Origin of the sequence: Streptosporangium becharense, from assembly GCF_014204985.1 — a bacterium.
GTDB classification, from domain to species: Bacteria; Actinomycetota; Actinomycetes; order Streptosporangiales; family Streptosporangiaceae; genus Streptosporangium; species Streptosporangium becharense.
This window is the reverse complement of sequence record NZ_JACHMP010000001.1, coordinates 6,861,712-6,887,243: the sequence shown is the minus strand read 5'-3', so window position 1 is coordinate 6,887,243 and position 25,532 is coordinate 6,861,712. Positions and strand designations below refer to the sequence as shown.

At 72.8% G+C, this 25,532-nt stretch carries 23 protein-coding genes; 10 read left to right on the top strand and 13 right to left on the bottom strand.

Features of this window, described 5'->3' with window-relative positions; translation table 11 throughout:
- Window positions 1-138 precede the first annotated feature (138 nt).
- On the top strand, window positions 139-1,050 hold the full coding sequence (locus tag F4562_RS29925; RefSeq protein WP_184539831.1) for a LysR family transcriptional regulator: 912 nt from the start codon (window positions 139-141) through the stop codon (window positions 1,048-1,050).
- A gap of 28 nt (window positions 1,051-1,078) precedes the next feature.
- Here the strand turns inward: F4562_RS29925 and F4562_RS29920 are convergent, their stop codons facing one another.
- The 5 genes from F4562_RS29920 to F4562_RS29900 form a co-directional block, all read right to left on the bottom strand.
- Window positions 1,079-1,924, bottom strand: coding sequence for a serine hydrolase (locus tag F4562_RS29920; protein ID WP_184539829.1), 846 nt, complete (start codon window positions 1,922-1,924; stop codon window positions 1,079-1,081).
- A 206-nt stretch (window positions 1,925-2,130) separates the two neighbouring features.
- The gene (locus F4562_RS29915) at window positions 2,131-3,735 is read right to left on the bottom strand and encodes an N-acyl-D-amino-acid deacylase family protein (protein ID WP_184539828.1); all 1,605 of its coding nucleotides are present in this window, start codon (window positions 3,733-3,735) and stop codon (window positions 2,131-2,133) included.
- Window positions 3,732-4,496, bottom strand: a complete 765-nt coding sequence (locus F4562_RS29910; RefSeq protein WP_281402963.1) for an amino acid ABC transporter ATP-binding protein — start codon at window positions 4,494-4,496, stop codon at window positions 3,732-3,734. The genes F4562_RS29915 and F4562_RS29910 overlap by 4 nt, the downstream gene beginning before the upstream one ends.
- Window positions 4,493-5,416: an amino acid ABC transporter permease gene (locus F4562_RS29905; RefSeq protein WP_311733883.1), complete on the bottom strand. Its 924-nt coding sequence runs from the start codon at window positions 5,414-5,416 to the stop codon at window positions 4,493-4,495. The genes F4562_RS29910 and F4562_RS29905 overlap by 4 nt, the downstream gene beginning before the upstream one ends.
- Window positions 5,407-6,291 carry an ABC transporter substrate-binding protein gene (locus tag F4562_RS29900; RefSeq protein WP_184539826.1) on the bottom strand — a complete coding sequence of 295 codons (885 nt, stop codon included), beginning with the start codon at window positions 6,289-6,291 and terminating at the stop codon, window positions 5,407-5,409. The genes F4562_RS29905 and F4562_RS29900 overlap by 10 nt, the downstream gene beginning before the upstream one ends.
- A gap of 144 nt (window positions 6,292-6,435) precedes the next feature.
- On the opposite strand from F4562_RS29900, the gene lysA reads away from it, so the two are divergent.
- On the top strand, window positions 6,436-7,725 hold the full coding sequence (lysA, locus tag F4562_RS29895; RefSeq protein WP_184539824.1) for a diaminopimelate decarboxylase: 1,290 nt from the start codon (window positions 6,436-6,438) through the stop codon (window positions 7,723-7,725).
- On the opposite strand, the gene F4562_RS29890 is transcribed toward lysA, so the two are convergent.
- On the bottom strand, window positions 7,716-7,871 hold the full coding sequence (locus tag F4562_RS29890; protein WP_184539822.1) for a hypothetical protein: 156 nt from the start codon (window positions 7,869-7,871) through the stop codon (window positions 7,716-7,718). The two genes, lysA and F4562_RS29890, sit on opposite strands and share 10 nt — an antisense overlap.
- A gap of 28 nt (window positions 7,872-7,899) precedes the next feature.
- On the opposite strand from F4562_RS29890, the gene F4562_RS29885 reads away from it, so the two are divergent.
- From F4562_RS29885 to F4562_RS29875, 3 genes are all read left to right on the top strand, one after another.
- Window positions 7,900-8,448: an MFS transporter gene (locus F4562_RS29885; RefSeq protein ID WP_184539820.1), complete on the top strand. Its 549-nt coding sequence runs from the start codon at window positions 7,900-7,902 to the stop codon at window positions 8,446-8,448.
- Between the two features lie 201 nt (window positions 8,449-8,649).
- A complete protein-coding gene (locus tag F4562_RS29880) occupies window positions 8,650-9,399 on the top strand; it encodes a YcnI family copper-binding membrane protein (RefSeq protein ID WP_184539818.1) in 750 nt (249 codons plus the stop codon).
- Between the two features lie 227 nt (window positions 9,400-9,626).
- On the top strand, window positions 9,627-9,830 hold the full coding sequence (locus tag F4562_RS29875) for a DUF3072 domain-containing protein (RefSeq protein WP_184539816.1): 204 nt from the start codon (window positions 9,627-9,629) through the stop codon (window positions 9,828-9,830).
- A gap of 69 nt (window positions 9,831-9,899) precedes the next feature.
- Here F4562_RS29875 and F4562_RS29870 read toward each other — a convergent pair whose 3' ends face one another.
- The 4 genes from F4562_RS29870 to F4562_RS29855 all read right to left on the bottom strand — a co-directional run bounded on the left by F4562_RS29870 (window position 9,900) and on the right by F4562_RS29855 (window position 13,615).
- Window positions 9,900-10,166: a hypothetical protein gene (locus F4562_RS29870; RefSeq protein WP_184539814.1), complete on the bottom strand. Its 267-nt coding sequence runs from the start codon at window positions 10,164-10,166 to the stop codon at window positions 9,900-9,902.
- A gap of 111 nt (window positions 10,167-10,277) precedes the next feature.
- Complete coding sequence (locus F4562_RS29865) at window positions 10,278-11,219, bottom strand: DUF2705 family protein (RefSeq protein ID WP_246473602.1); 942 nt, start codon at window positions 11,217-11,219, stop codon at window positions 10,278-10,280.
- The gene (locus F4562_RS29860; protein WP_311733882.1) at window positions 11,206-12,246 is read right to left on the bottom strand and encodes an ABC transporter ATP-binding protein; all 1,041 of its coding nucleotides are present in this window, start codon (window positions 12,244-12,246) and stop codon (window positions 11,206-11,208) included. The genes F4562_RS29865 and F4562_RS29860 overlap by 14 nt, the downstream gene beginning before the upstream one ends.
- Window positions 12,247-12,400: 154 nt before the next feature.
- On the bottom strand, window positions 12,401-13,615 hold the full coding sequence (locus F4562_RS29855) for a LolA family protein (protein ID WP_246473601.1): 1,215 nt from the start codon (window positions 13,613-13,615) through the stop codon (window positions 12,401-12,403).
- A 195-nt stretch (window positions 13,616-13,810) separates the two neighbouring features.
- Between F4562_RS29855 and F4562_RS29850 the strand changes: the two genes are divergently transcribed.
- From F4562_RS29850 to F4562_RS29835, 4 genes are all read left to right on the top strand, one after another.
- Complete coding sequence (locus F4562_RS29850; RefSeq protein ID WP_184539810.1) at window positions 13,811-14,485, top strand: response regulator transcription factor; 675 nt, start codon at window positions 13,811-13,813, stop codon at window positions 14,483-14,485.
- Between the two features lie 166 nt (window positions 14,486-14,651).
- On the top strand, window positions 14,652-15,971 hold the full coding sequence (locus F4562_RS29845) for a sensor histidine kinase (RefSeq protein ID WP_246473600.1): 1,320 nt from the start codon (window positions 14,652-14,654) through the stop codon (window positions 15,969-15,971).
- Between the two features lie 59 nt (window positions 15,972-16,030).
- Window positions 16,031-16,672, top strand: a complete 642-nt coding sequence (locus tag F4562_RS29840) for a TetR/AcrR family transcriptional regulator (RefSeq protein WP_184539807.1) — start codon at window positions 16,031-16,033, stop codon at window positions 16,670-16,672.
- 116 nt (window positions 16,673-16,788) lie between these two features.
- The gene (locus tag F4562_RS29835; RefSeq protein ID WP_184539805.1) at window positions 16,789-18,207 is read left to right on the top strand and encodes a pyridoxal phosphate-dependent decarboxylase family protein; all 1,419 of its coding nucleotides are present in this window, start codon (window positions 16,789-16,791) and stop codon (window positions 18,205-18,207) included.
- Window positions 18,208-18,482: 275 nt separating this feature from the next.
- Here F4562_RS29835 and folP read toward each other — a convergent pair whose 3' ends face one another.
- Both folP and F4562_RS29825 read right to left on the bottom strand, forming a co-directional pair.
- Window positions 18,483-19,316 carry a dihydropteroate synthase gene (folP, locus tag F4562_RS29830; RefSeq protein ID WP_184539803.1) on the bottom strand — a complete coding sequence of 278 codons (834 nt, stop codon included), beginning with the start codon at window positions 19,314-19,316 and terminating at the stop codon, window positions 18,483-18,485.
- Between the two features lie 96 nt (window positions 19,317-19,412).
- Window positions 19,413-20,282: a LysR family transcriptional regulator gene (locus F4562_RS29825; protein ID WP_184539801.1), complete on the bottom strand. Its 870-nt coding sequence runs from the start codon at window positions 20,280-20,282 to the stop codon at window positions 19,413-19,415.
- Between the two features lie 1,615 nt (window positions 20,283-21,897).
- Here F4562_RS29825 and F4562_RS35420 point away from each other — a divergent pair.
- Window positions 21,898-23,202, top strand: coding sequence for an LCP family protein (locus F4562_RS35420; RefSeq protein WP_311733881.1), 1,305 nt, complete (start codon window positions 21,898-21,900; stop codon window positions 23,200-23,202).
- A 178-nt stretch (window positions 23,203-23,380) separates the two neighbouring features.
- Here the strand turns inward: F4562_RS35420 and F4562_RS29815 are convergent, their stop codons facing one another.
- On the bottom strand, window positions 23,381-25,426 hold the full coding sequence (locus tag F4562_RS29815) for a spermine/spermidine synthase domain-containing protein (RefSeq protein ID WP_184539799.1): 2,046 nt from the start codon (window positions 25,424-25,426) through the stop codon (window positions 23,381-23,383).
- Between the last annotated feature and the right edge of the window lie 106 nt (window positions 25,427-25,532).

Below are 25,532 nucleotides of genomic sequence, written 5' to 3'. Positions count from 1 at the left end.
GCCACCGCCCGGCGGCCGAACGCCGTCCCGGCAGCCCGTGCACCACCCCGGCCGCCCCCGCGACGCCCCGCCCCGGGGCCCGTCCCGCGGCCGTGACCGGCGGGGAGGCGGCCCCGGTCCGGACGGATACTGTTAACCGTGCTGAGCAGCCACCGCCTCCGGGTTCTCCTGGAGGTCTTCCGTACGGGGAGCATCGCGGGAGCCGCGCGAACTCTGCGGCTCTCGCCGTCCGCCGTGTCCCACCAGCTCTCCAAGCTGGAGGAGGAGGCCGGCGTGGGCCTGGTCGAGCGGGGTGCGCAGAGCCTGCGGCTGACCGGTGCCGGGCGGCGGCTGGCGACCCGCGCGCAGGAGGTGCTCGACATCATCGAGGCCGCGGAGAAGGACCTGCTGGCGCAGGCCAGGGCGGACGCCGGTCAGCTGCGGATCGGGTTCTTCGCCTCTGCGGGCTACCGGCTGCTGCCGCTGGCGCTGTCCACCTTCACCGCGCGGCACCCCGCCGTGGAACTCGACCTGGTGCTCGGCCAGCCCCACGAGCTGCTGCCCGACCTGGAGCGCGGCGCGCTCGACGTGCTGGTGGTCTTCGAGCACGCGCTCGACCCGTGGAAGCCGCCGGAGGGAGTGGAGATCACCCATCTCTTCGACGAACCACATCTGCTGGTCGTACCACCGGGCCACCCGGCGGGCCAGCGGCAGCGGGTACGCCTGGCCGACCTGGCCGACGAGCCGTGGATCACCACCTACGGCACCGGCACCCCGGTCTCGGTGCTGGAGCGGGCGAGCGCGCTGGAGGGGTTCAACCCGATGATCCGCTGCCGCAGCGACCACTACGAGGTGACGCTCGGCCTGGTACGCGCCGGACTGGGGGTGGCCCTGGTGCCCAGCCTCGGCGCGCAGGGGGCCTCGGGCATCCAGGTGTGCCGCCTGGACGGGCCCCGGCTCTACCGCAGGATCGGCGCGGCCGTCCGGCCCACCAACCCCAACCCGGCGCTGCGCTCCTTCATCGCCTACCTGCGCGACGCCTCGACCCAGATACGCAACGCCCTGCGCTGAACCGGGCGCCCGTCCATGCCCGGACGCCTCAGCGGGTGCCGGGGCCGCCCGCCGGGGGAAGGCCGGTCTGGGGAAGACCGGCCGAGGGGAGGCCCCCCGAGGGGAGGGCGGCCGGGGGCAGGCCGGTCAGGCGGCCGATCTCCAGGCCGGCCCGGCGGACGGCCGTCACCAGCGCGTGCTCGCTTCCGGCGGGCCCGTTGGCCAGCACGGCGTAGCCGATCCGCCGCTCCGGGCCGATCATCACGCCCACGTCGGCCCGCACTCCGGTGTCGGTGCCGGTCTTGTGCGCCACCCAGACCCTCCCCTCGGGGGCCGCCCTGGGCGCCTCACGTTCCTCGGGGTCGTGCGGCAACAGGGCGGGGACCAAGCCCCGGTCGGTGTTGCGGGCCATCCAGTCCAGCAGGATCCGGGTCCACTCCCGCCGCCCGTCGAGCCCGGCGGCGAACCGGGCGAGCTCGCCCGCCGTACCCACGGCGAAGGCGGGCGGGTGCGACGGCAGCCGCCGGTCACGGATCCGGTCGAGGATCCGCGTCCGGACGAGGCCCAGCCCGGCGGCGTCCTCGGCCACCCGGTCCAGGCCGATCCGGCGCAGCAGCGCGTTGGTGGCGGTGTTGTCGCTGACCGACGCGGTCAGCACGGCGAGGTCCCGGATCGTCCAACGGAGTCCGGACAGGGCGCCGAGGAGCCCGGAACCGCCGCAGCGGTCGTCGTCGCGGAGTTCGACGACCTCGGCGGGGTCCAGTTCCCCCGCGGCGATCCCCCTGGCGACCGAGGCCAGCAGGAGCAGCTTGCCGGTGCTGGCGAGGACCAGCTCGGCGTCCTCGTCCCGGGAGATCATCCCCGGCACCGAGACGGCCACCGTGATGGAACCCATGCGCTCTTCCCCCTCTCCCCGGCAGTCCGGACCTCCGTGACCGCCCCGGTTCCCGTGTTCGTCCCGGCCGCGCTCGTTCCGGGCCCGCTCGTCTTGGCCGTGCTCGTCCCCGGCGTGGGCTTCCCCGGTGTCATCCTCCCTGATGTGGTCTTCCCGGCCCCGGGAACCGCGACCGTCCCGGTGCCCGGTGGTCCCGTGCCGTCCGCTCATGCGCGCAGCACCGTCCCCGGCCGGGCGCCCGTCTCCGCACCGTCGCGGACCACGGTCTCGCCCGCGACGACGACCGAGTGGATCCCCGCCGGCGGGAGGAGCGGGGCGGCGAAGGTCGCGCCGTCGGCGACCGCGGCGGGGTCGAGGACGACCAGGTCGGCGTGGGCGCCGTCGCTGAGCACGCCGCGGCCCGTCAGCCCGAACCTGTCGGCGGCCATGCCGGTCATCTTGTGCACCGCCGTCGGCAGGTCGAGCAGGCCCAGCTCCCGGACGTAGTGGCCGAGCACGCGCGCGAACGTCCCCGCCCAGCGTGGGTGGGGGCGGCCTCCCGGTTTGGGCACCCCGTCGGAGGCGATCATCGAGTACGGCGCGGCCAGCACCCGCCGCACGTCGTCCTCGACCATGGAGTGGCTGATGATGGTGACCTCGCCCTGTTCGGCGAGGAGCATGTCGGCGGCCGTGTCGAGGGGGTCCTGCCCGCGCGCGGCGGCCAGCTCGGCGATCGTGCTCCCCTCCGTCTCGGGGTGGCGCGGCGCGCAGGCGACCGAGATGCGGTCCCAGCCGCCGTTGCCGACGGTGTTCTCCCAGCCGGGCACGCCCTCGGCGATGGCCCTGCGCATCCGGTCACGCTCGCCGGGGTCGGCCAGCCGCGCCGTCAGCGCGGCGATCCCGCCGTCGGCGGCCCACGGGGGGAACATCGCGGCCAGCACGGTGCTGCCCGCGGTGTAGGGGTAGACGTCGCAGGTGAGGTCCATTCCCTCCGCGCGCAGTGCGGCGATCCTGGGCAGGGTGCGCTCGGTGCGTCCCCAGGCGTGCCTGCCGGCGGTCTTGTGGTGGGAGACGTGCAGTGCGGCGCCGCTCCGCCGGGCGATCTCCACGGCCTCCTCCAGCGCCTCCTCCACGCGCGACATCTCGTCGCGCAGGTGGGTGACGTACGGTTTGCCGTGCCGGGCGGCGACGGCGGCGAGCGCGACCACCTCGTCCGTGCCCGCGTACGTGCCGGGGGTGTAGATCAGTCCGGTCGACAGCCCGGCGGCCCCCTCCGCGAGGGCCCGGTCCAGTAGCGCGCACATGGCGTCCAGCTCGGCGGGGGTGGCCGGCCGGTCGACCGGGCCCATCACCCCGCTGCGCAGCGTACCGTGCCCGACCAGCGAGGCCAGGTGGTTGGCCCGGGGCACGGCGGCGTGCGCGGCGGCGAACCCGGCGAAGCCCTCGTAGACTCCGACGTCGCCGCCGAAGTGGACGCGGGCCTCGGCGCGCATCGCGTCCAGCCGCTCCGGCCGCGCCGGGAAGAGGCTGGAGCCGCAGTTGCCGCAGATCTCGGTGGTGACGCCCTGCAGGACGGCGGCCCGGACCATGTCGCGGCCGAGTTCTCCGGCGATCAGGGCGACCCCGTCGGAGTGGGTGTGCACGTCGATGAAGCCGGGGGTGACGACGAGGCCGGTGACGTCCTCGGTCCGCGCGGAGTGCGCGGGCTCTCCCGGGGGCAGCAGGGCCAGGCGCCCGGCCAGGACTCCGACGTCGGCGTGCCGGGCGGCGTCCGGGGACGCCGTCCCGTCGATCACCAGGCCGCCGCGGAGCAGCAGGTCGAAGCGGGTCACAGCACCTGCCCCAGGAAGGCGCGGAAACGCTCGTGGCGGGGGGCGGCGAGCACCTCGCGGGGGTGGCCCTGCTCGACGATCACTCCTCCGTCGATGAAGACCAGGTTGTCGCCGACCTCGCGTGCGAAGCCCATCTCGTGGGTCACCACCATCATCGTCATGCCGCTGGCGGCCAGGTCCCGCATGACCGCGAGCACCTCCTGGACGAGTTCGGGGTCGAGAGCGCTGGTCGGTTCGTCGAACAGCATCAGCTTGGGATCCATGGCCAGGCTGCGGGCGATCGCCACGCGTTGCTGCTGGCCTCCGGAGAGCTGGGCGGGGTAGTGGCCGGCGCGGTCGGCGAGGCCCACCCGCTCCAGCAGTTCCAGTGCCCGTTTCCTGGCTCGGGCCGCCGGGACGCCCTTGACGACGACCGGGCCCTCCATGACGTTCTCCAGGGCGGTGCGGTGCGGGAACAGGTGGAAGCGCTGGAAGACCATGCCGATGTCCTGCCGCTGGCGGCAGAGCTGGGCCGGGCTGAGGTGGTGGAGCCGGTCGCCCTGCTCGGCGTAGCCGATGAGGTCCCCGTCGACCCAGATGCGGCCCGAGTCGATGGTCTCCAGCCGGTTGACGCAGCGCAGCAGCGTCGACTTGCCCGACCCGGAGGGGCCGACGACGCAGACCACGCCGCCTTCGGGCACGTCCAGGCTGATGCCCTTGAGCACCTCGACCGATCCGAAGCACTTGCGGACCGAGCGGATCCGCACCATGGGCTCGGTCATCGGACGCCCCTCCCACCGAACGGCCGCAGGTTGCGGCGGACCCTGGCCGGCAGCGCGTGGTGGCCGCGCTCGAACCGCTTCTCGATGAAGTGCTGGGCGACGCTCGCGATGGTGGTGAGCACGATGTACCAGACGGACGCGACGATCAGCAGCGCGATGACCTCGAAGTTGCCGAGATAGATGCGCTGCGCCACGGTCAGCAGCTCGGCCCCGGCGATGACCGAGACCATCGAGGTGGTCTTCAGCATGGAGATGAACTGGTTGCCGGTGGGCGGGATGATCACGCGCATGGCCTGGGGGAGCACCACCCTGCGGAGCACCTGCCGGTGCGACATGCCGAGCGACTCGGCCGCCTCGCGCTGGCCCGGGTCGACCGAACGGATGCCGGCCCGGACGATCTCCGCCATGTAGGCGCCCTCGTTGATGGCCAGGCCCAGCAGCGCGGCGGTGAACGGGGTGATCAGCTCGTTGGCCTGCCACTCCACGAGCTTGGGGCCGTCGAACGGGATGCCGATGCCGAAGCTGGGGAACACCAGCCCGATGTTGAACCAGAAGATGAGCTGGACCAGCAGCGGGGTGCCGCGGAAGAACCAGGTGTAGAGCGCGGCGGTCCCCCGCAGGACGGGACTGTCGGACAGCTGCATCACCGCGGTGACGATCCCCAGGGCCAGGCCGATGGCCATCGACAGCACGGTGAGCTGGATCGTCACCCACAGGCCGCCCATGATCCTGCCGTCGCCCAGGTACTCGACGATGACGTCCCAGTGCAGGTTCTCGTTGACGATGATCGTGTAGGCCAGCCAGACCAGGGCGAACCCGGCGAGCAGCGCGGCGGCCCACCGGCCCGGCCGGGGCGGCCGGACCGCGTCGATCGGCAGTTCCGGGGCCTCGACGGCCCCGGGGGTCTTGGTCACTTCCACGGCTTGGTGTTCACCGTGACCTCGGACACCGCGTTGGCGCTCACGCCGTACTTCTCCAGGATCGCCTTGTAGCCGCCGTCGGCCAGCAGCTCCTGCATGGCCTTGGCCACGGCGTCGCGGAGCCCGGTGTTGCGCCGGTCGATCGCGATGCCCCAGGGGCCGGCGTCGTACTGCTCGGGCAGCACGTCGTACTTGCCGGTCTCCTTGGCGTACATGGCGGCGACCGGGGAGTCGACGATGGTGGCGACGGCGCGGCCGGAGTCGATGCTCAGCAGGCCGGTGGGGGCGTCCTCGCTCTGGAGGATCTTCATCTTCTCGGTGCACTTCTCGTCCTGGCGCTGCCCGATCGCGAGGTTCGAGCTGCCCTTGGCCAGCACGACGGCGCGCCCGCACAGGTCCTCGAGGTTCTTGACGCCCTCGGGGTTGCCCTTCTTGACCATGACGGCGCCGCCGGCGTTGAAGTAGTCGACGAAGTCGACGGCGGCGCGGCGCTCCTCGGTGTCGCTCATCGAGGACATGACCACGTCCCAGCGGCCGGCCTGCAGGCCGGGGAGCAGGCCGTCGAAGGCGGCGTTGGTGACCTTGACCTTCAGGCCGAGTCGCTCGGCGATGGCGGCGGCGAGGTCGGGGTCCACGCCGGTGAGCTCCTGGGTGCCCGGCTTGTACATCTCCATCGGCGGGTAGCCCTCCGAGGTCGCCATCCGGAGCTCGCCCGTCTTGCGCACGGCTTCGGGCACCAGGTCCTTGGCGGTCTTCCCGGCCGCCGCCGCGGCTCCCGCGCTCGTGTCGTTCTCCGAGGAGGAGCGCCCGCAGCCGGCGGCGAAAGCGGAGACGACCAGCGCCGCAGCAATGACCGATTGAAGCCTCTTTGTCATGTTGTCTCCCGTTTTGCGAGGGGGTGAACTCATCGTGACGGCGGTAGGTAACGGCCCCAACACAGGTGAACGCTTGCGACTCTGAGCATCGAAAACCTCGATCCTCAGACCGGACAAAACCCTCAAAGCCCTACCTTCGTCCCCATGAGCCTGGTGATCGAGAACGGCTGGCCACGGAGCGCGGCATGGACGGGCGGGGAACGCGGGGAACTGCGTCTCGGCGGGATCGGCGTGCGGGAGCTCGCCGCGGAGTTCGGCACCCCCGTGTACGTGCTCGACGAGGAGGAGTTCCTCGCCCGTTGCGCACTGTGGCGGGAGGCGCTCCCCGACGGGGAGGTGCACTACGGCGGCAAGGCGTTCCTCTGCCCGGAGGTGGTGCGCTGGCTCGATTCGGCCGGGCTCTGCCTGGACGTGTGCACCGGCGGTGAGCTGGCGGTGGCCGTGGCCGGCGGGATGGACCCCGCGCGGGTGGTCTTCCACGGCAACAACAAGTCCGCGGCCGAACTGCGCCGTGCCGTCGCCCTGGGCGTCGGCTGCGTCGTCGTCGACTCCTTCACCGAGATCGAGCGGCTGACCACCCTGGCGGAAGAGGCCGGGATACGGCAGCGCGTGATGATCCGGGTGACCCCCGGGGTGTCGGCGCACACCCACGAGTTCATCGCCACCGGCGGCGACGACTCCAAGTTCGGGTTCTCCCTCAACGCCGGGCTGGCCGCCGAGGCGGTACGCCGGGTGCTGGCCGCCCCCGCCCTGGAACTGGCCGGCCTGCACTCCCACATCGGCTCGCAGATCACCGACCTCGGCGGCTTCGCGCTGGCCGCCCGCCGGATGTCGGCCTTCCTGCTCGACTCCGAGCGCGAGCACGGCGTGACGATCCCCAAGCTCGACCTCGGCGGCGGCCTGGGCATCGTCCACCGGCCCGGCGACCCGGTCCCGCCGAGCCCCGCCGAGGTGGTCGCGGCGCTGCGCGAGGCCGTGCCCGCCCGCGTACGCCTCGCCGTCGAGCCGGGCCGCTCGATCGCCGGGCCCACGACCGTCGCCCTCTACGAGGTGGGCACCGTCAAGGACATCCCCGGTGTCGGCCGCTACGTCAGCGTCGACGGCGGCATGAGCGACAACCCCCGTCCCGCGATGTACGGCGCCGCCTACACCGCGGTCGTCGCCTCGCGCGCCTCGCAGGCCCCGCCGCGCGAGGCCACCGTGGTGGGCAGGCACTGTGAGAGCGGCGACGTGCTCGTCCGCGACCTGCCGCTGCCCGCCGACGTACGCCCCGGCGACCTGCTGGCCGTCCCGGCCTCCGGCGCCTACCAGCGGTCGATGGCGAGCAACTACAACCACGTGACCAGACCGCCGGTGATCGCCGTCCGCGACGGCTCGGCCAGGGTGATCGTGCGCCGCGAGACCGAGGACGACCTGCTCCGGCTCTACACCTGACCCCTCCGGCGGCGCCCGTCCCACAGCGCGAGCCACCGCCCGCCCCACAGCGCGAACCGCCGCCCGTCCCACAGCGCGAACCGCCGCCCGTCCCACAGCGCGAGCCGCCGACCGCCCCGTGGTGTGAAGTGCACAGCGGCGGTCACCGCGCGGGCGTGAGAGCATGGGGCCACCATGCGTGCCCGCCTCCCGCTACGCCTCGTGCGGGCGGCCGTCTTCTCGGCCGTCTGCGTGGCGCTCGCCGTCCTCGGCCACACGGCCGCGGGAGGCTCCGGGCCGGTGCCGTGGGCGGTGGCCATCGGCGGGTCGGCGGTGGCCGCGGCGGCCGTGCTGCTCGCCGGACGCGAGCGCTCCACGGCGACGATCAGCACCGGCCTGTCAGCCCTGCAGTTGCTGCTGCACGAACTGTTCGCGCTCGGCGATCCGGCGGGCACGTCCCTGGCCCCGCACCCGCACGTCAAAGGGCTGGGCGAGAGCGTGGGCATGCTCGCCGCGCACCTCACCGCGACTCTGATCACCGGCTGGTGGCTGTCACGGGGCGAGGACGCGCTGTGGTCGCTGCTCCGTTCGGCGGGACGCCGGCTGCTGGCGGTGCTGTCGCCGCCGCGGCCCCCGTCCGCACCCGCCCCGTCCGTGCTCCGCCCGGCCTCGGCGCCGCTTCCGGCGGGCACGGTCCTGCGGCACTCCGTCAGCCGGCGCGGCCCTCCACTCCGCACCGCCTGACCTGTCCCGTTCCCGGCGTCCTGGGCCGTTTCTGACGTCCTGCCCCATTCCGGCACCCCAATCTGTCTCCGGCGTTCCGATCCGCCGGCCGAAGATCTCGGCGTCCGGCCTGTCGGCCCGATGACGTGCCGATATCCCGGCATTCTGGCCTCACGACGTCCCGACGTATCAACGTACCGACGTACCGAAGTGGAGAACCCCATGTCGTTTTCGCGTGCCTGCCGCGGTCTGGCGGTTGTCACCGCCGGTGCCGCAGCCCTCACCGTGGGTCTCGCGCTGCCCGCCCTCGCGCACGTGACCGTCAACCCCGCGAGCGCCGAGCAGGGAGGCTTCTCCAAGGTCGCCTTCCGCGTGCCGAACGAGCGGGACGACGCCTCGACCACCAAACTGGAGGTCGCCCTCCCCCTGGACCACCCGCTGGCCTTCGTCTCGGTCAAACCGGTGCCGGGCTGGAAGATCAAGGTGGTCGAGGGCAAGCTCCCCAAGCCGGTCAAGACCGAGTACGGGGAGATCACCGAGGCCGTCACGAAGATCACCTGGTCGGGAGGCAGGATCGAACCCGGCCAGTTCCAGGAGTTCGAGGTGTCACTGGGGATGCTGCCCACCGACACCGACCACCTCGTCTTCCCCGCCACCCAGACCTACAGCGGCGGCGAGGTCGTCAAGTGGGCCGACGAGCCCAGGGCCGACGGCTCGGAACCCGAGCGCCCGGCCCCGGTGCTCAGGCTCACCCCCGCCACGGCGTCGGGTGAGGGCCACGGCGCGGCCACCACCACGGCGCCCGCCACCACGGCCCCGTCGGTCTCCGCGGTTCCCGCCGCCGCGAACGCGGCGGACGCCTCGGACGGCACCGCCCGCCTGCTGGGCGGCGCCGGTCTGGCGGTGGGGCTCGTCGGGACCGCGCTCGGCGTGTTCGGCCTGCGCCGCGGCGGCCGGTCCTCCGCCTCCTGACCCGCTGGGCACCGCGAAGCGGGCGGGTGCCGCCGCGGAGCCGGAACCACGACGGTCACCCGCGACGGCGTCGCCGCCCGCCGGACCCGCTCCAAGAGCGCCACCGGCGGGCAGACCGGGAACCACCTCCGCAGGAAGCCCGGGTGGACGCCCGCCCGCTCGGGCAGCGGAGGAATACAGCGCGGATTCACCGGGTAGGGCGAACGGAAGTTCGAAAGGGGAGCATCATGGACCGAGGACCGGTGGAGAAGGATCCCGAGGAGTGGGCGACGGGGGACGAGCCGATGACCGCACCCCAGGAGTCGTACCTGCGCACACTCGCCAGGGAGGCCGGGCGTGACGTTCCGGAGGGGCTCAGCAAGGCCGAGGCGTCCAAGCTGATCGACGAGCTCCAGGGCAGGAGCGAGCGTCTCAACCAGGGAGACGGGTGAGCGCGACCGGGTGAGCCCGCGGCGCGGGCGGGACCCGTGGTGGCCGGAGACGGTCCGGGGCGGGTCCCGTCACTCGAAGTCGTCGGGGTTGAGCTCCTTGGTCCGTTCGTAGACCTCGTCGCTCACCTCGTCCGCCCCGGTGTCGTCGCCCCGGTCGTCACCGGCAACGGAACCGGGGGTGACGCCGGGAGCGGAGCTGGGAGTGGCGCCGGGCGTGACGCCTGCGGGGCGCAGTGAGTTCTTCTCCTCGGCGGGCGTCAGCGGTGTGCCGCTCGCCTCCTCGCCGCCCCCGCGCTCGACGGGCCGCTCCCCCTCGTCCCCGAGTCGCTCGCTCATGGCTCTCCCCCCGGGCCCGTGTCACGGTCGAGAGCACGCTTACCCGCCCTGACCTGCTATTACACCTGAAGAGGCGCTTGCGGGCCGCGGCGGCCCGAATGCGACGGCGGCTCAGGAGGTGATGTCCTTGCCGGTGAACCGGGCCCAGGCGACGGATCCGAAGACGACGACGTAGGCGCCGAAGACCAGCAGGCCGTCCGCCATCTCGTCGACGGCGACCGGGGCACGCAGAACCCCGTCGAAGTGGCTCCACCAGGTGGTGAGCAGGTAGGGCTGGATCGCGGCGAGCTGCGGGATGGCACCGAGGACCTGCGCCACGATGACGACGACCACGGTCGAGGCGATGGCGCCGATGGAGACCTCGGTGAACGTCGACAGGGCCAGTGCGACGGCCGCCAGAGCCGCCATCCCCGCGGTGACGTAGAGGACGACGACGCCGATGCGCAGCACGCCCTCGGCGAAGGGAACCGTGACGCCCGACAGCAGGGTGATCGGGCCCGCGGGGAAGAGCACCAGGCCGGTCAGGAGCCCGGAGAGCGCCACCGCGGTGACGGCGGCCAGGCAGAAGACGACCGCGTTGACATATTTGACGGCCAGCAGGCGGGTCCGGCCCGCGGGCACCGCGAGCAGGTAACGCAGGGTGCCCAGGCCCGCCTCTCCGGCGACGGAGTCACCCGCGACCACCGCGACGACGACCGGCAGCAGCAACTGCACGAGGATCGAGAGCGCGGCGAAGGTCAGGAACAGCCCGTTCCCGGTGACCTGCTGCAGGATCGCCGTCCCCCTGCCGGGCCCGCTCTCCTCGGGGCTGCCGAACACCCGCAGCGCGACGCCGACCAGCACCGGGATCACCACGAGGAGGCCCAGCATCGCGGCGTTCCTGGGCCGCCGGAAGGTCAGGCCCGCCTCCGAGCCGAGCAGCCGCAGCCATGCCCGGACGGCGGGCACGGTGTTCCCGACGGTGTTCCCAGCGGTGTTCCCGACGCTGTTCCCGGTGGACAGGGCTTCTCTCCCGCCGACCATCGGCGTCTGTCTTCCGCTAACCGTCGACATCGAAGCCCTCCCCGGTCAACCCGACGAACACGTCCTCGAGGCTCGGCCGCTGCACCGCCAGGCCGCGGACGGCGACGCCTCCGGTGACCAGGGCGGCGCAGATCCTTTCCGGGGCCTCGGTGGCCAGGCCCGCGCCGACCTCGCCGTCACCGACGCGGATCTCCGGCAGGCCGAGGCCGGCGAGCACCGCCACGGCCTCGGCGGTGTCGGGGGTCTCCACCCGGATCCTGACCGCCTCCGCGGCCCGGAGGTCGGCGATGGGCCCCTGGGCGACCAGCAGGCCGGCCCGCATGACGGCGACGTGTGAGCACATCTGCTCCACCTCGGCCAGCAGGTGGGAGGAGACGAACACGGTCGTCCCGTCGGCGGCGATCTCCTTGACCAGGGCCCGCACCTCGCGGGTGCCCTGCGGATCCAGGCCGTTGGTCGGCTCGTCGAGGATCAGCAGTTGCCTCGGGACGAGCAGCGCCGCGGCGATGGCCAGCCGCTGGCGCATGCCCAGTGAGTACGCCCGGTAGCGCTTGCGGGCCGCAGCGGACAGCCCCACCCGTTCCAGGGCGAGCCCGATCCTGGCCGAGGCGGTGCGCGGGTCAGCCGACCGGTCGGCCGCGTCATAGCGGCGCAGGTTCGCCTCACCCGACAGGTAGGGGTAGAAGGCGGGCCCCTCGACCAGGGCTCCCACCTTCGACAGCACGGTGCCGGCCCCGCCGGGCATCGGCGTGCCGAGCACCCGGCAGGTGCCCGAGGTGGGCGTGACCAGGCCGAGCAGCATGCGTATGGTCGTGGTCTTGCCTGAGCCGTTGGGGCCGAGGAAGCCGAAGACGGCTCCGGCGGGCACGGCCAGGTCGAGGGCGTCCACGGCCACCTGGCCGCCCGCGAATCGTTTGGTCAGGCCGTCGGTGACGATCGAGAGGTCCTCATCGGCGCCGGTCCTGCCTGTCATCGGTCTCTCGGCGGTCAGCACGGCTCCCCCTCCCGGTCCGTCGTCCGGGACCTCACCGGTCCTGGTGTTCTGGGCGATCGGCACGTCTCTCCCACTGCTCGTCGGCTCATCATGTTCATCGACGCCTCCGTCCCCGGGCGGGGTGTCCCGGCCCCGGGGGCGGGCCCGCGCGGGCGGGAAGGCGGGGCGGTCCGGGAGGGCCGGGAGGGCACCGTCGCGGGCCCTCCCGGCGTCCGGCTCACTTCTGACCGGCGGCCTCGGTCAGCTTCTCCGGGGTGACCGCGCCGACCAGCAGGCGGCCGTCGTCGGTCAGCAACGCCGACACCAGCTTGGTCTGGATGACCCTGCCGCTGCCCCAGGGGCCGCTGACCTGCCTGGCGGACTTCAGGACGCTCTCGACGAGCGCACCGGCGTCCTCGCCGGCCGGCCGGCCGTTCTCCGGGGCACCGCCCTTGAGGTCCTGTCCGGAGACGGGGAGCACCGCGACCGTGGTCCAGCCGTCGCCGACGGTCTTGACGCCGCCCTTGCGGGACCCGTCCCTGAGATCTCCGTCCTCGACCCCGTCCCCGGGCCGTCCCGCCCCGGCCGGCCCGGGGCCCGCGCCGTCACCGTGGCCGATCCCGCGCTCCTCGAAGAAACCGGCGAGCGGCTTCTCCTCCACCTTGGCGCCCGCGGGCGGGGTGAAGGCGAAGTTGCCGGCGGCGGGCGGGGAGAACGTGACGGAGGTGAAGCCGACCTCGAAGGCGGGCTCGGTCGCGCTCCTGGCGTAGACCTGGACCCGCAGCGGGACGAGGGTCTCGCCGTCGAGGGCCAGCCTGACCTCCTTGACCAGCGACGACGCGTCCTTGGGTGCGAGGGTGAGCTGGTATGCCGGGCGGTCGGCGACCCGCTCGGCGTTGGTCACGCCGACCACGGTGTCGGCCTCGGCCGCCTGGAGCACCTTCCGCGCCAGTTGCTGCGGCGTGGTCGCCGGCAGGGTCTCCTCGGGTCCGGGCCCGCCGCGGCTCCCGGGGTGGGCGTCGGCGTGGGCGCCCGCGTCGACCTTGACCCGGGTGGCCGTGTTGGCCCCGCTCTCCCACAGCCACACCTGGTCGCCGTTGACGATCAGGTCGGTCTCGCTCATCCGGCCGGGCAGCGCCAGGCGGATCCTGCCCTGCCCGCCGTACCAGACCTTGAGCTCGTGGGAGCCCGCCAGGAGCGTGGCGGGCGAGGCGCCGCCCGTGCCGCCCGGCAGCTCCGGAAGCCCCGGCAGGCCCAGGGATGCGGTCTGCATGACCGTGCCCGACATGGGCCTCACCCCGGACTGGGCGGCGCGGGCGGCGTCGGCCAGCAACTGCTCGGCGGTGCGCTCCGGCAGCGCGGGGTCCCCCTGGACGGCGGCGATGACCGGCCCCGCGCCGACCGCCCCGGCGACCACCGCGAACGCGGCGACCGGCACGGCCCACCTCACCATGCGGCCCCGTCTCTTCTCCTGTGACATCTCACTGCTCCACGGTATGTCGTCGATCACTGTCGACCGTCAGACTGCGTGACCGTTCCTGTGCCGAAGCTGAGACAGACTGAGAGGGCTCACAGGGTTCTCAGCCGGCTCTCAGGCCGGCCGGTCGAGAATGCCGGGAACGAGATCGCCGACGGGGAAGGGGTGGGGATGCGAGTTCTCGTCGTGGAGGACGAACGGCGGATGGCCGCGGCCCTCCAGCGCGGGTTGCAGGCCGAGGGGTTCGCCGTCGACCTCGCGCACGACGGGGAGGACGGCCTGCACCAGGCCCGCCACGGTGAGTACGACGTGGTGGTCCTGGACATCATGCTGCCCAGGATCTCCGGCTACAACGTGTGCAAGCAGTTGCGCGCCGAGGAGAACTGGGTGCCGATCCTGATGCTGTCGGCCAAGGACGGCGAGTACGACATGGCCGACGGGCTCGACCTGGGTGCGGACGACTACCTGACCAAACCGTTCTCCTACGTCGTGCTGGTGGCCAGACTGCGGGCGCTGCTGCGGCGCGGCGCGAACCGGCGACCGGCCGTGCTGCGGGCCGGAGACCTGGCGCTCGACCCGGCGCGGCGGCGGGTGAGCAGGGGCCAGACGCCGGTGGAGCTGACCCCGAGGGAGTTCTCCCTGCTGGAGTACCTGCTCCGCCACCCCGACGAGGTGGTCTCCAAGTCGGAGATCCTGGAGCACGTCTGGGACACCTTCGACACCGACCCCAACGTGGTCGAGGTGTACGTCGGCTACCTGCGCCGCAAGATCGACGTGCCGTTCTCCCGGAACGCGCTGCAGACGGTGCGGGGAGCGGGCTACCGGCTGGCCGGCGATGGCGGCTGACCCGGTGCGGGACCGGACGCCCCCGCGGCGGGAGCCGGCACCCGGCTCGTCCCCGGGCCGGAAACCGCCGGACCGGACACCCGGCTCGTCCCCGCCCCCGCCCCCGGCTCCGCAGGGAAGGCGGCGCACGATCGGCTGGTGGCGGCGCAAGAGCCTGCGTTTCCGGTTGACCGCGGCGGCCTCGGCGGTGCTCGCGGTGGCGCTGGCGGTCTCCTCGTACGCGATGATCGGCGTGCTCGGCAGGGCGTTGCTGACCACGATCGACGACTCGATCCGCCAGCGGGCCAGGAGCACGGTCTCCCTCGCCGACGCCGGCCGGCTGCCGGACGAGCTGAGCTCCCCCGACGGTGTCCTGCTGCAGGTGGTCGACGCCACGGGGCGGATCACCCACGCCACCGCCGGCACCGACAGGCTGGTGCCGCTGCTGGACGCGCGGCAGCGGGCCACCGCGATCCGCAGGGGCGAGGCGCGTTTCGTGGACGGCAGGCCGTACGGCATCCCGCACGTGCTGCGCGTCCGGGTGCTCAGCGCCGACGGGGGGCGGGCGGTGATCGCCGCGCGCTCCTTCAGCGAGGTGCAGACCAGCATCGCCACGGCCGGTCACGTGCTGCTCGTCGGCACACCGCTGCTGCTGGTGCTGCTCGCCGGGGCCAGCTGGCTGATCATCGGTAGGACCCTGCGGCCGATCGCCGCGCTGCGCCGGGGGGCCGACGAGATCACCGACACCGCCCGCTCCCGCCGCCTGCCGGTCCCCGAGGCGCGCGACGAGGTGCACAGCCTGGCCACCACGCTCAACGACATGCTGGCCCGCCTGGAGAAGGCCGACAACCGGCAGCGGGCCCTGGTCTCCGACGCGGCGCACGAGCTGCGCAGCCCGCTGGCGAGCATCCGGCTCCAACTGGAGGTGGCGCTGGGGCACCCCGAGGGGCAGGAATGGAGGGAGACCGCCGAAGGCGTGCTGGAGGACACCATGCGCCTGTCCCGCCTGGCGGAGGACCTGCTGGCGCTGGCCCGGCTGGACGAGCGAGGCGGCGCGCTGGCCCGGCGGGAGCCCGTGGAGCTGGACCGGCTCGTGCCGCAGAGCGTGGAACGGTACGGCGAGGCCGTCACCGTCGACCTCACCGCCGGTCCCGGCGGGGAGGCGATCACGGTCACCGGGGACGCGCTGGCTCTGGGGCGGGTGCTGGTCAACCTGGTCGACAACGCGCTGCGGTACGCCTCGGCGCCGGTGGCCGTCGAACTGCGGGCCGAGGGGGCCGACGCGGTGCTGACCGTCACCGACGACGGGCCCGGCATCCCGGAGCCCGACCGGGAGCGGGTGTTCGACCGCTTCACCCGGCTGGACAGCGCCCGCAGCCGCGACGAGGGCGGCGCCGGGCTGGGCCTGGCGATCGTGCGCGAGACGGTCCACGCCCACGGGGGTGCGGTGCACCTGGAGGACGCCTCCCCCGGCCTGCGGGCGGTCGTACGGCTTCCGCTATCTTGACCGCTCTTTGTCAATCAGGTGCTTGGCCGGGCACTCCGGCCCCCCCTAACGTCGCAGTCATGACTTCCGGCGACGGCGACCGGCGCGAGACGATACTCCGGGTCGCGACCCGGCTGTTCGCCGCGCTGGGGTACGACGCGACGACCACCAGTCAGATCGTCGAGGCGACCGGGCTGAGCGCCGACGCCCTGCGGGAGGAGTTCGGCAGCCGGCGGGAGCTGTACCTGGCGGTGATGGAACGCGCCTACCTGGCGGAGCGGGCGTCGCTGGAGGCGGCACTGCGGGGAGGGTCCGCGGCGACTCCGGAGCAGACGGCGCTGATGGTGCACCGGATCGTCGACCACTACATCGACTTCTGCCTCGCCTGGCCCGAGGTGCCCGCGCTCTGGCTGCACCGGTGGCTCTCCGACGCCAGCGACCTCACCTCCGTGGAACGCGACTACGTCCGGCCGCTGCTCGAAATGGGCGGCGACGCCGTCGGACCCGCGGTGTCCGCCGGGCACATCGCCCCAGACGCGGACCTGGACCTGCTGTTCGCGGCGATGATCTGGTGCGTGCACGGCTTCATGCTCGGCGGGGTGCTCGGCGCGGACGACAGGCGCCACGGCGCCGACGACCCCGAGATGCTGCGGCGGTTCCGCGGCTGGCTGCACCGGACGCTCCACCGCGCCGCGGGCCTGCCCGGTCCGCCTCCTTCCTGACCTCGCGCCGGCGCCGTCCCGCCGGGCCGGGGTGATCTGTGTGATCCTGGCAGCCCCGGTGGTCACCGGGACACGCCTTCCCGGCTCCCCACGAGCCGTACCCCCCGAGGAGACCGATGAGCCTGCCCGACAAGGGCCGCAGCGCCGAGGAACTGCTGGCCGAGATCGCCCGGTTGCGGCGGGACGACCTGCCGGTGCGCGGGGGCAAGGTGACCGCGTACGTCTACGACACCGGGCGGCCGGAGGTCCACGAGGCCGCCGCGGCGGCGTACTTCGAGATGCTGGAGGTCAACACCCTCGACCCGACGGCCTTCCCCAGTGTCGTGGAGATGGAGAAGCAGGTCGTCGGCGCGGTCGCCGAGCTGCTGGGCGGCGGCCACGGCATCTTCACCAGCGGCGGCACCGAGTCGATCATGCTGGCCGTGAAGGCGGCGCGGGACACCCGGCGGGTGCCGGGGCGGCCCCGGATGGCGGTCCCGGTCACCGCGCACCCGGCCTTCCACAAGGCCGCGCACTATCTCGGGGTCGAGGTGGACCCGGTCGCGGTGGACCCGGTGACGTTCCGGGCCTCACCGCAGGCGGTCGAGGCCGCGATCACCGGGGAGACCGTGCTGGTGGTCGCCTCGGCCCCGTCGTACCCCCAGGGCGTGGTCGATCCGGTCGCCGAGATCGCCGGGATCGCCGCCGCGCGCGGGGTGCCGTGCCACGTGGACGCGTGCGTGGGCGGGTGGCTCCTGCCGTGGCTGCGTGAGGCCGGAGCGGCGGTCCCGCCGTTCGACCTGTCGGTGCCCGGGGTGACCTCCCTCTCGTGCGACCTGCACAAGTTCGGCTACTCGCCCAAGGGTGCGTCGGTGGTGCTGTTCGCCGACCCGGCGCTGCGGCGCGGGGCCTACTTCGCGTCGGCGTCCTGGCCGGGCTACACGGTGATCAACGCCACCGTGCAGAGCTCGAAGTCCGCCGGGCCGCTGGGCGGCGCGTGGGCCACCCTTCAGGCCCTGGGCCGGGAGGGTTACCTGGAGCTCGGCCGCGCCACCCTGGCGGCCTCCCGCAGACTCCGGGAGGGGATCGGGGCGATCGAGGGCCTGCGGGTGCTCGGGGATCCCGAGTCGGCGCTGGTCGCCTTCGGCTCGGACGAGCTCGACGTCTTCGTGCTGTCGGACGAGGCCAGGAAGCGCGGCTGGTTCCTGCAGCCGCAGCTCTCCTACGCGGGCATCCCGGCCAACATCCACGTCACGGTGACGGGGGTCACCCTGCGGGGGGTCGAGGCGATGCTGGCGGTGATCGAGGAGTCGGCGCGGGCCGCGCGTGAGCGGGGGCCGGCGCGACTGCCCGAGGGGCTGGTGGAACTGGTGGCCGGCCTGGATCTGGACGCGCTGGACGACGCCGCCTTCGCCGAGCTGGCGGCCTCCGTCGGAGTGGACTTCGGCGGTTCGGGCCGGCCGGAGATGGCCGTGGTCAACGCGGTCCTGGACGCCCTTCCGGGGAGCAAGCGGGAGGAGATCCTGACCCGGTTCCTGTCGGTGATCTATTCGTGAACGCACCGCCCCCCCACTCTGTAACAGAAAAATTTACTCCAGTCAGGATCTTGCGGTAAGCATCGCGCTGACCGACGATGGTGACTCCGGCCACCGTCCGGGGCCCATCGGAGCGCCGGAGCGGTTCCAGCCGGAAGGTCCACGAGCATGGCCTGAATCTCCACCGGCCACGCGGCGGGCATCACGCCGCAGGACCTTGCGAAGAGCGAGGCGCGCCCCCGCCTCGCGACCCGGGCCACCCGTTTCCCCCGCGGGTGGCCCGGCCGGTCTCCGGGTCAGCGGCGCAGCGCACCGATGACCGCCAGCGCGGTGCGGGCGGAGGCGGCGTCGTGCACCCGGAAGACCCTCGCCCCCTGCCACGCGGAGATCGCGAGGGTCGCCATGGTCCCGGCGTGACGTTCGTCGACGGGCAGGCCACCGAGGGTCTCGCCGACGAAGTCCTTGTTGGAGACCGCGACGAGCACCGGCCAGCCGGTGTCCACCAGTTCGTCCAGGCGGCGGCCGATCTCCAGGGAGTGCCGGGTGTTCTTGCCGAAGTCGTGCGCGGGGTCGATGAGGATCGACTCCCTGGGCACGCCCGCCGCGGCGGCGCGCTCGGCCAGGGCCACGGTGTATCCGACCACGTCGGCGACCACGTCGGCGTAGGCGATGCGATGCGGGCGGGTGCGCGGGGCGACGCGGCCGGCATGCGCGCAGACCAGCCCGATGCCGTGTTTCGCGGCGACGCCGGCCAGCTCGGGGTCGACTCCGCCCCAGGTGTCGTTGAGCAGGTCCGCACCCGCCTGGGCGACGACCTCGCCGACCTCGGCACGCCAGGTGTCGACACTGATGACGAGCTCGGGGTGGCGCCGCCTGACCGCGGCCACCAGGTCGGCCACCCTGCGGATCTCCTCCGCCGGATCGACCTCGGCTCCGGGGCCCGCCTTGACACCGCCGATGTCGACGATGTCGGCTCCCGCGGCGACCGCCGCGTCCACCGCCTCCAGGGCCGCGGGGAAACCGTATGTCCTGCCCCGATCGAAGAAGGAGTCGGGGGTGCGGTTGACCACCGCCATGATCGCGAATTCGCCGGGCCGGAACTCACGGCCACGCAGGCGCAAGATAGTCATCGAAACCGAGCCTATCGCCCGGCTTCGGAGAGGACGGCGCTCCCACCTGCGCCGCCTCTGGGGGAATTGAGAGAACACGGACGACCCACGGCGTCCTTACGCGGCCGACCCACCTTCGGCCACGGACAGGAACTCCTGGGCCGAGGCGGGCAGCCGCCGCCGCGCGTGCACGAGGGCGATCACCCGGCGGACCGAGGGGTCGAGGGTGCGGACCACGAGCCCGGCCCGGACGGCCTGGTCGGCCGCCCCCCGGTACCAGAGCATCGAGGCCGTGCCCGAACGGACCGTTCCCAGCCAGTTGCCGCGCTCGTCGATGTGGCTCACCACCACGGGGGCCACCCCGTGCTTGGCGAAGAGCGCGTCGAACTCCCTGCGCCTGGCGCTGTCGGGACTCGGCAGTGTCAGGCGCATGCCGTTGAGTCTCCGCATCGGCACCGGGTCGGGCAGGTCCACTCCGGGCGGGGAGATCAGGACGATCTCCTGCCGCTCCAGCGGATGGCTGACCAGGTCGGCGGGGACGGGCAGGTCCGTCAGGCCGAGGTCGGCCCGATGGTCCCTGATGGCGCTGACCACACCGTCCCGGCCGTCGCAGCGGACGATGTGGACGCGCACCCCGGGATGCTCGGCGGCGTAGGCGGGAAGGAGGCGTCCGGCCAGCCCCGGTTCGAGACTGGGCGTCGAGGCGATGCGGAGCTCCGCCTCGGAGGTGTGGCCGTGCGTGGACAGGGCCTCGATCTCGCGAACCGCGTCGAGGGCCTCCCTGGCCAGCTTGACCACCCGGCGTCCCTGCGCGGTGACGACGACCCCGCGTCCGGAGCGGGCGAACAGCGTCATCCCGAGTTCCCGTTCCAGGTCCCTGATGGCACGGGAAAGCGCAGGCTGGGCGATGTAGAGCGACCTGGCCGCGTCGGTCATGGTGCGATGCTCCGCCGTCGCGACCACATAGCGGAGCTGCTGCAGATTCATGGTTTTGAAGCTAGGTCACGGCACCCGGTCCGGTCCCGGACATCGCGGAGATCACCTTGGATGATTTCGGAATGTAATCGAACGCGGCTACATCCGTGACGGCTGATAAATCAGTATGCTTACGCCCCAAATCCCACAATAGTCCGGACCCATCTGCCGCACTGGACACTCAGCCCGACAGGGGACGGTGTGCCACAAAAAGGACAACAGCACCTGTCGTCCCACCTGCCCCACCCACCACACCGCCGGCCGCCACGCCTCCGCCGGCACGACCACGCGGGGGAAAGCCGACGGCACGACCACGCGAGGGGAAGCCGACAGGACGACCACGTGGGAAAAGCCGCCGGCACGACCGCCCGAGGAAAGCCGCCGGGACGATCACCGGGACGGCCACACCGGTGTTCGGCGCACCGCGCCGCCCCCTCCCCCGGACCGGCGACCGGCCTCCCTCCCCGGCCGTCGCCTCGGGGCCCCCTCCACGGTCACGGCCGCACCCGGAGCTCTCCGCACACCCCGCATCCGTGACGCCGTAGCTTAAGTAGTCATTCACCCTGGATTGGTCATCTGTCCGCCATGTTCCTGTATGGGGACTAGAATCCTGCCAATTCCGTGGAATCGGGGAACCATGGCCATTTTGCCTGGTGGACCGGGATATACATAGTTAGGAAGCGGTGTAACGATGCGCCTTGGGCAAGACTCGGGGGATCTCGCCGGCGAAGGCGGGAAACGGCGCCCCCGGCGACGCAGCGGGGGCCGCGGCCCCAGTGGCGCGTCCGGCCCCGCGGGTCCGCCCGGCCCTGTGAACACCCCCGCCCCCACCCCCGGCGGCGACCCCGGCCAGGCAGGACCACCCGGCGCTCCCCCCGGCGCAGGCTCGAACGGCGCTCCGCACCCGGCGGCGGCCTCGAGCACCCCCGGTGCGGACGCCGTCCCACCCTCTGGAGCCCCCCGGGCTTCCGCAACCTCCCAAGCTTCCGGAGCTTCCGGAGCTTCCGGAGCTTCCGGAGCTCCCGGAACCGCCGGGTCCGCCGAGGCCCCGGGAGCTTCCGGGCCTTCCGCGGCCTCAGCGCCTTCCGCACCTTCCGCATCCTCCAGGGCCTCAGCGGCTTCCGGGCCCGCGGGGGGCCGAGCCGTCCAGGACCCCGGAACACCCGGCGGGCCCGCCACACCACGCCCGGGCGACACCGCTGCGGCAGGAGCATCGGGTGCGGCCCTCCCCCAGGAGGCGCACGGGAAGCGCGACACGGGTGAAAGGCAGACGACCGGCGAGAACCGGGAGGCGGTTCCGCCGGGAGCGCGCCCCGAACCGGCCGCGAACCCCTCCGCCTCCCCGGCCGGCCGCCCCGCCAAGCCCTCCGGCCGCCCTGCCGGCCGCCCCGCCAAGGGTGGCCCCCGGTTCGCCAAGCCGCTGACGCCCGCCGCACTCATCGGCTGGACCGCGCTGTCGGCGATCCTGCCCGGCTCGGCGCACCTGCGGGCGGGACAGCGCCGCGTCGGCTACATCCTGCTCGGCGTCTTCGGCCTGCTGCTGGCCTCGGCGGCGGTCGCCGGGTTCATCCTCAGCGACCCGGACAACACCGGTTTCGTCGCCCGGGACAGCACGCTCACGACCGCCGTGGCCCTCGCCGTCGTCGGCGGGGTCGCCTGGTTCCTGCTGATGCTCTTCTCCTACATCTCCCTGCGGCCGGAGCGGCTCAACGGCAGGGGCCAGATCGTCTCGGGCATCGTGGTGGGCGTGCTGTGCGTGTCGGTGCTGGCGCCGTTCGCGCTGACCGCGAGCACCGTGCTGACCCTCAAGGAGACGGCCAACAGCATCTTCGGGAGCACGGCGGACGATCCCACCGCGGCCCCGATCAAGCATGAGGACCCCTGGGGCGGACGCAAGCGGGTGAACTTCCTGCTCGTCGGCGGCGACGGCGCCGGGAACCGGGAAGGCGTCCGGACCGACAGCATGACCGTGGCCAGCGTGGACGTCATGACCGGCAACACAGCCATGTTCAGCATCCCCCGCAACCTCCAGCACGTCCACTTCCCGGCCGGCACCCAGCTCGCCAAGCGGTTCCCCAGCGGCTTCATGCGCGAGCTGCCCAACGGCGGCCTGCTCAACGAGGTGTGGCAGTACGCCGAGGACCACCCCGAGGTCGTACCGGGCAAGAAGGACGGGCAGCGCGGCCCCCGGGCGCTGATGGACGCCCTCGGCCACACACTCGGTTTCAAGATCGACTATTACGCCCTGGTCAACATGTACGGCTTCGCCCACCTGGTGGACGCCATCGGCGGCCTGAAGATCAAGGTGGAGCGCGACATCCCGTGGGGCGGTCTCTACGGCACCGCGGGCACCATCAAGGCCGGCTACCGGACCCTCAGCGGTGAGGAGGCGCTCTGGTACGGGCGATCGCGCGTCGGCAGCGACGACTTCTCCCGGATGGCCCGTCAGCGCTGCGTCATCGGCGCCTTCGCCCAGCAGGCCACCCCCGCGGTCGTGCTCACCAACTTCGCCAAGATCGCAAATGTGGCGAAGAAGACAGCCAAGACCGACATCCCGCGTGAGCTGCTGGAGCACATCGCCGAGCTGGGCCTGCGCGTCAAGGACGCCAGGATCGTCAGCCTCCAGTTCGTGCCGCCGGAGTTCTACACCGGCTCGCCCGACTGGCAGAAGATCCGCACCGCGGCCGCCAGGACGGTGCGCCAGTCGATGCAGTCCCCCCGTCGCGCGCAGGCCGCCCCGGCCTCCCCCGGCGCGAGCGGCACGAGCCCCGCCCCCTCCGCGAGCGGCACGGGGACCTCCCCCTCCGCGAGCGGCCCCGCGACCACCACTCCCACGCCCACCGCCACGAGGACGACGGCGGCCAAGCCGAGCCAGACCCCCACCCAGAACGGCAAGAACGCGCAGACGCTCGACGAGATCTGCGGTTTCTGACCCGGGACACATGTGGCCCGCCCTCCTTCCGCACATCGGAAGAAGGGCGGGCCACCGCTTTTCCACCCGGGCCATCCGGACCACCGGACCACCGGAGACGGCCGAGGGCGACCGGGGTATCGCAACCATCGCGACCACCAGGCGGGGTGTACCGGCACCGCCCGGCCGCCGGAGCCGCTCACCCGGCCCGCGCGGTCCTGGGCAGCAGCGCGAAGGCCCCGAGGTAGACCACCCCCGCGACGACCAGCAGCGCCTGGTAGCCGACGACCAGCGCCAGGTACTCCAGGCAGCCTCCCACCATCGCACCCAGCAGGTTGGCGCCGAAGGCGACCGTGCCGTCCGCGGAGCCGGCGAAGCGCTTGGCGAACACCACGTTGGCCGCGAAGATCGGCAGGAACGCCACGACCACGGCGACCACCGCGCGCACCGGCAGCGGCAGGCCCAGCAGCCAGGAGTTCGGCACCAGCCAGGCCAGCAGCAGCCCGGCCAGCAGCACGCCGTACATCACCGGCAGGGAAGGGACCCGGAAGCGGCGGGTCACCTCCACGGCGGCGAGCACCGCGACCAGGACCCCGGCGAACACGATCGCGTTGACCACCCAGGTGGTGCCGAACAGCAGCGCGAACCCGGTGACGCTCTTGGTCTCCAGCAGCAGGAACGCCACCCCGAGCAGGAATAGGTCGGCGTAGGGACGCATCCGGGCGTAGGGGCCGGCCACCGCGCGGACGGCGAGCATGCTCACGATGAGGATCAGGCCGAGGGTGAGGAGGTAGATCTGCGGGATCGTCCGGTCCTTCAGGTAGAGGAAGGGCCGGTCGTCACCGGCCGGCGGCGGGGTGTCGGCGGTCGCCCCGGCCCACTCGCCGCCGCACCGCTGCGCGTCCGGGGTCAGCCCCGCGGTGATGACCGCCTGCTGGCCGGTCTCGCTGACGATGTCGACGCACGGCCTGTGGCCGAAGGCGGACTGGACGGTGGAGGCGAGCCGGTCGACCAGCCAGCCCTCACGGTAGTAGTTGTACATCGAGAAGGAGCCGCCGGGTTTGAGGTGCTCGCGGGCCGCCTCCATCGCCTGCGACGTGAACAGGTAGCTCTCCAGTCGCAGCGAGCTCGCGCCGGAGACCAGGGTGAGCGAGTCGGGCAGCGCGAAGAGGATCAGGTCGTACCTGCCGGAGGTGCGCTCCAGGAAGGCGCGGCCGTCGGTGACGTGGGTGGTGACCCGGGGGTCGTCGTAGGGCCGGTCCGGGTGGTGCCTGCGGCCGAGTTCGAGCAGCTTGGGGTCGATCTCCACGGCGTCGACGTGCCTTGCTCCCTTGGACAGCGCGATCGACACGTCGGTGCCGCTGCCCGCACCCACGATCAGCACGTCGTCGAGCCTGCCCGTGGCGGAGCGCTCGTACGGCAGGGCGTACTGGCGTTCCCACTCCAGGCGGCTGCGCGCCGGGGTCGCCTGCTGGTGCGGGATGCCGTTGACGTCGATGTTCATCAGCGGCACGTCGTTCCAGTGACCGCGCACGTAGGTCACCTTGTAGTACGGCGACCACAACGCCCCGGCGGTCAGCGTCTCGACGGCGAGCGCCCCGACGACGACCAGCGAGGGCAACAGCAGCGCGACGCGGGCCCAGGGCCTGCGGGGCCACAGCAGCACCGCGTAGGCGAGCGCCGCGATCCCGCCCCACACCACCGGCGGCGCGCTGAGGAACGACAGGGCGGTGAACAGCGCGATCCCGGTCAGGCTGCCGATCAGGTCGTAGCGGTAGGCCTCCAGCCGGTCGAGTTCGGGGAAGCACCGCCCGACCAGTTCGGCCGGGCCCATCAGCACGACCGCCGCCGCGACGAAGATCACCGGCAGGATGAGCCAGGGGGGCGGCCCGCTGGCGCTCAGGCTCGTCCAGTACAGGACGCCCTCGGTCTGGCGGTCCACGGTGACCGGGAACAGCAGGACCACCAGCACCAACGCGGCCAGCACGATCGGCGAATAGTACGGCTGCCGGGTGGTGCGTCCGACCCGGAGGAACCCGAGTCCGATCCCGAGGAAGGAACCGAGCAGGACGAAATTCGTGAAATAACTCAGATGGACGATGTTCGATCCGGTCCACCGGATCAGCGCCAGCTCCAGGAAGAGCATGAAGCCACTGGCCACGACCAGCCGTGGCCGGGTGCTCAGCCAGTGCCCGTGCCGGGATGCGGAGTGCGGTGTCGGCGTCGTCTCGGCCGCTGTGGTCATGCCCTCCAACGCTAGTGACCGGCATTCCCCCAGGGAAGGAAATCCACGCCCGCGATTTGTGGATTCTGCGAGTTATGCGTCCCGATTGGAGATGGATTCGACCGGT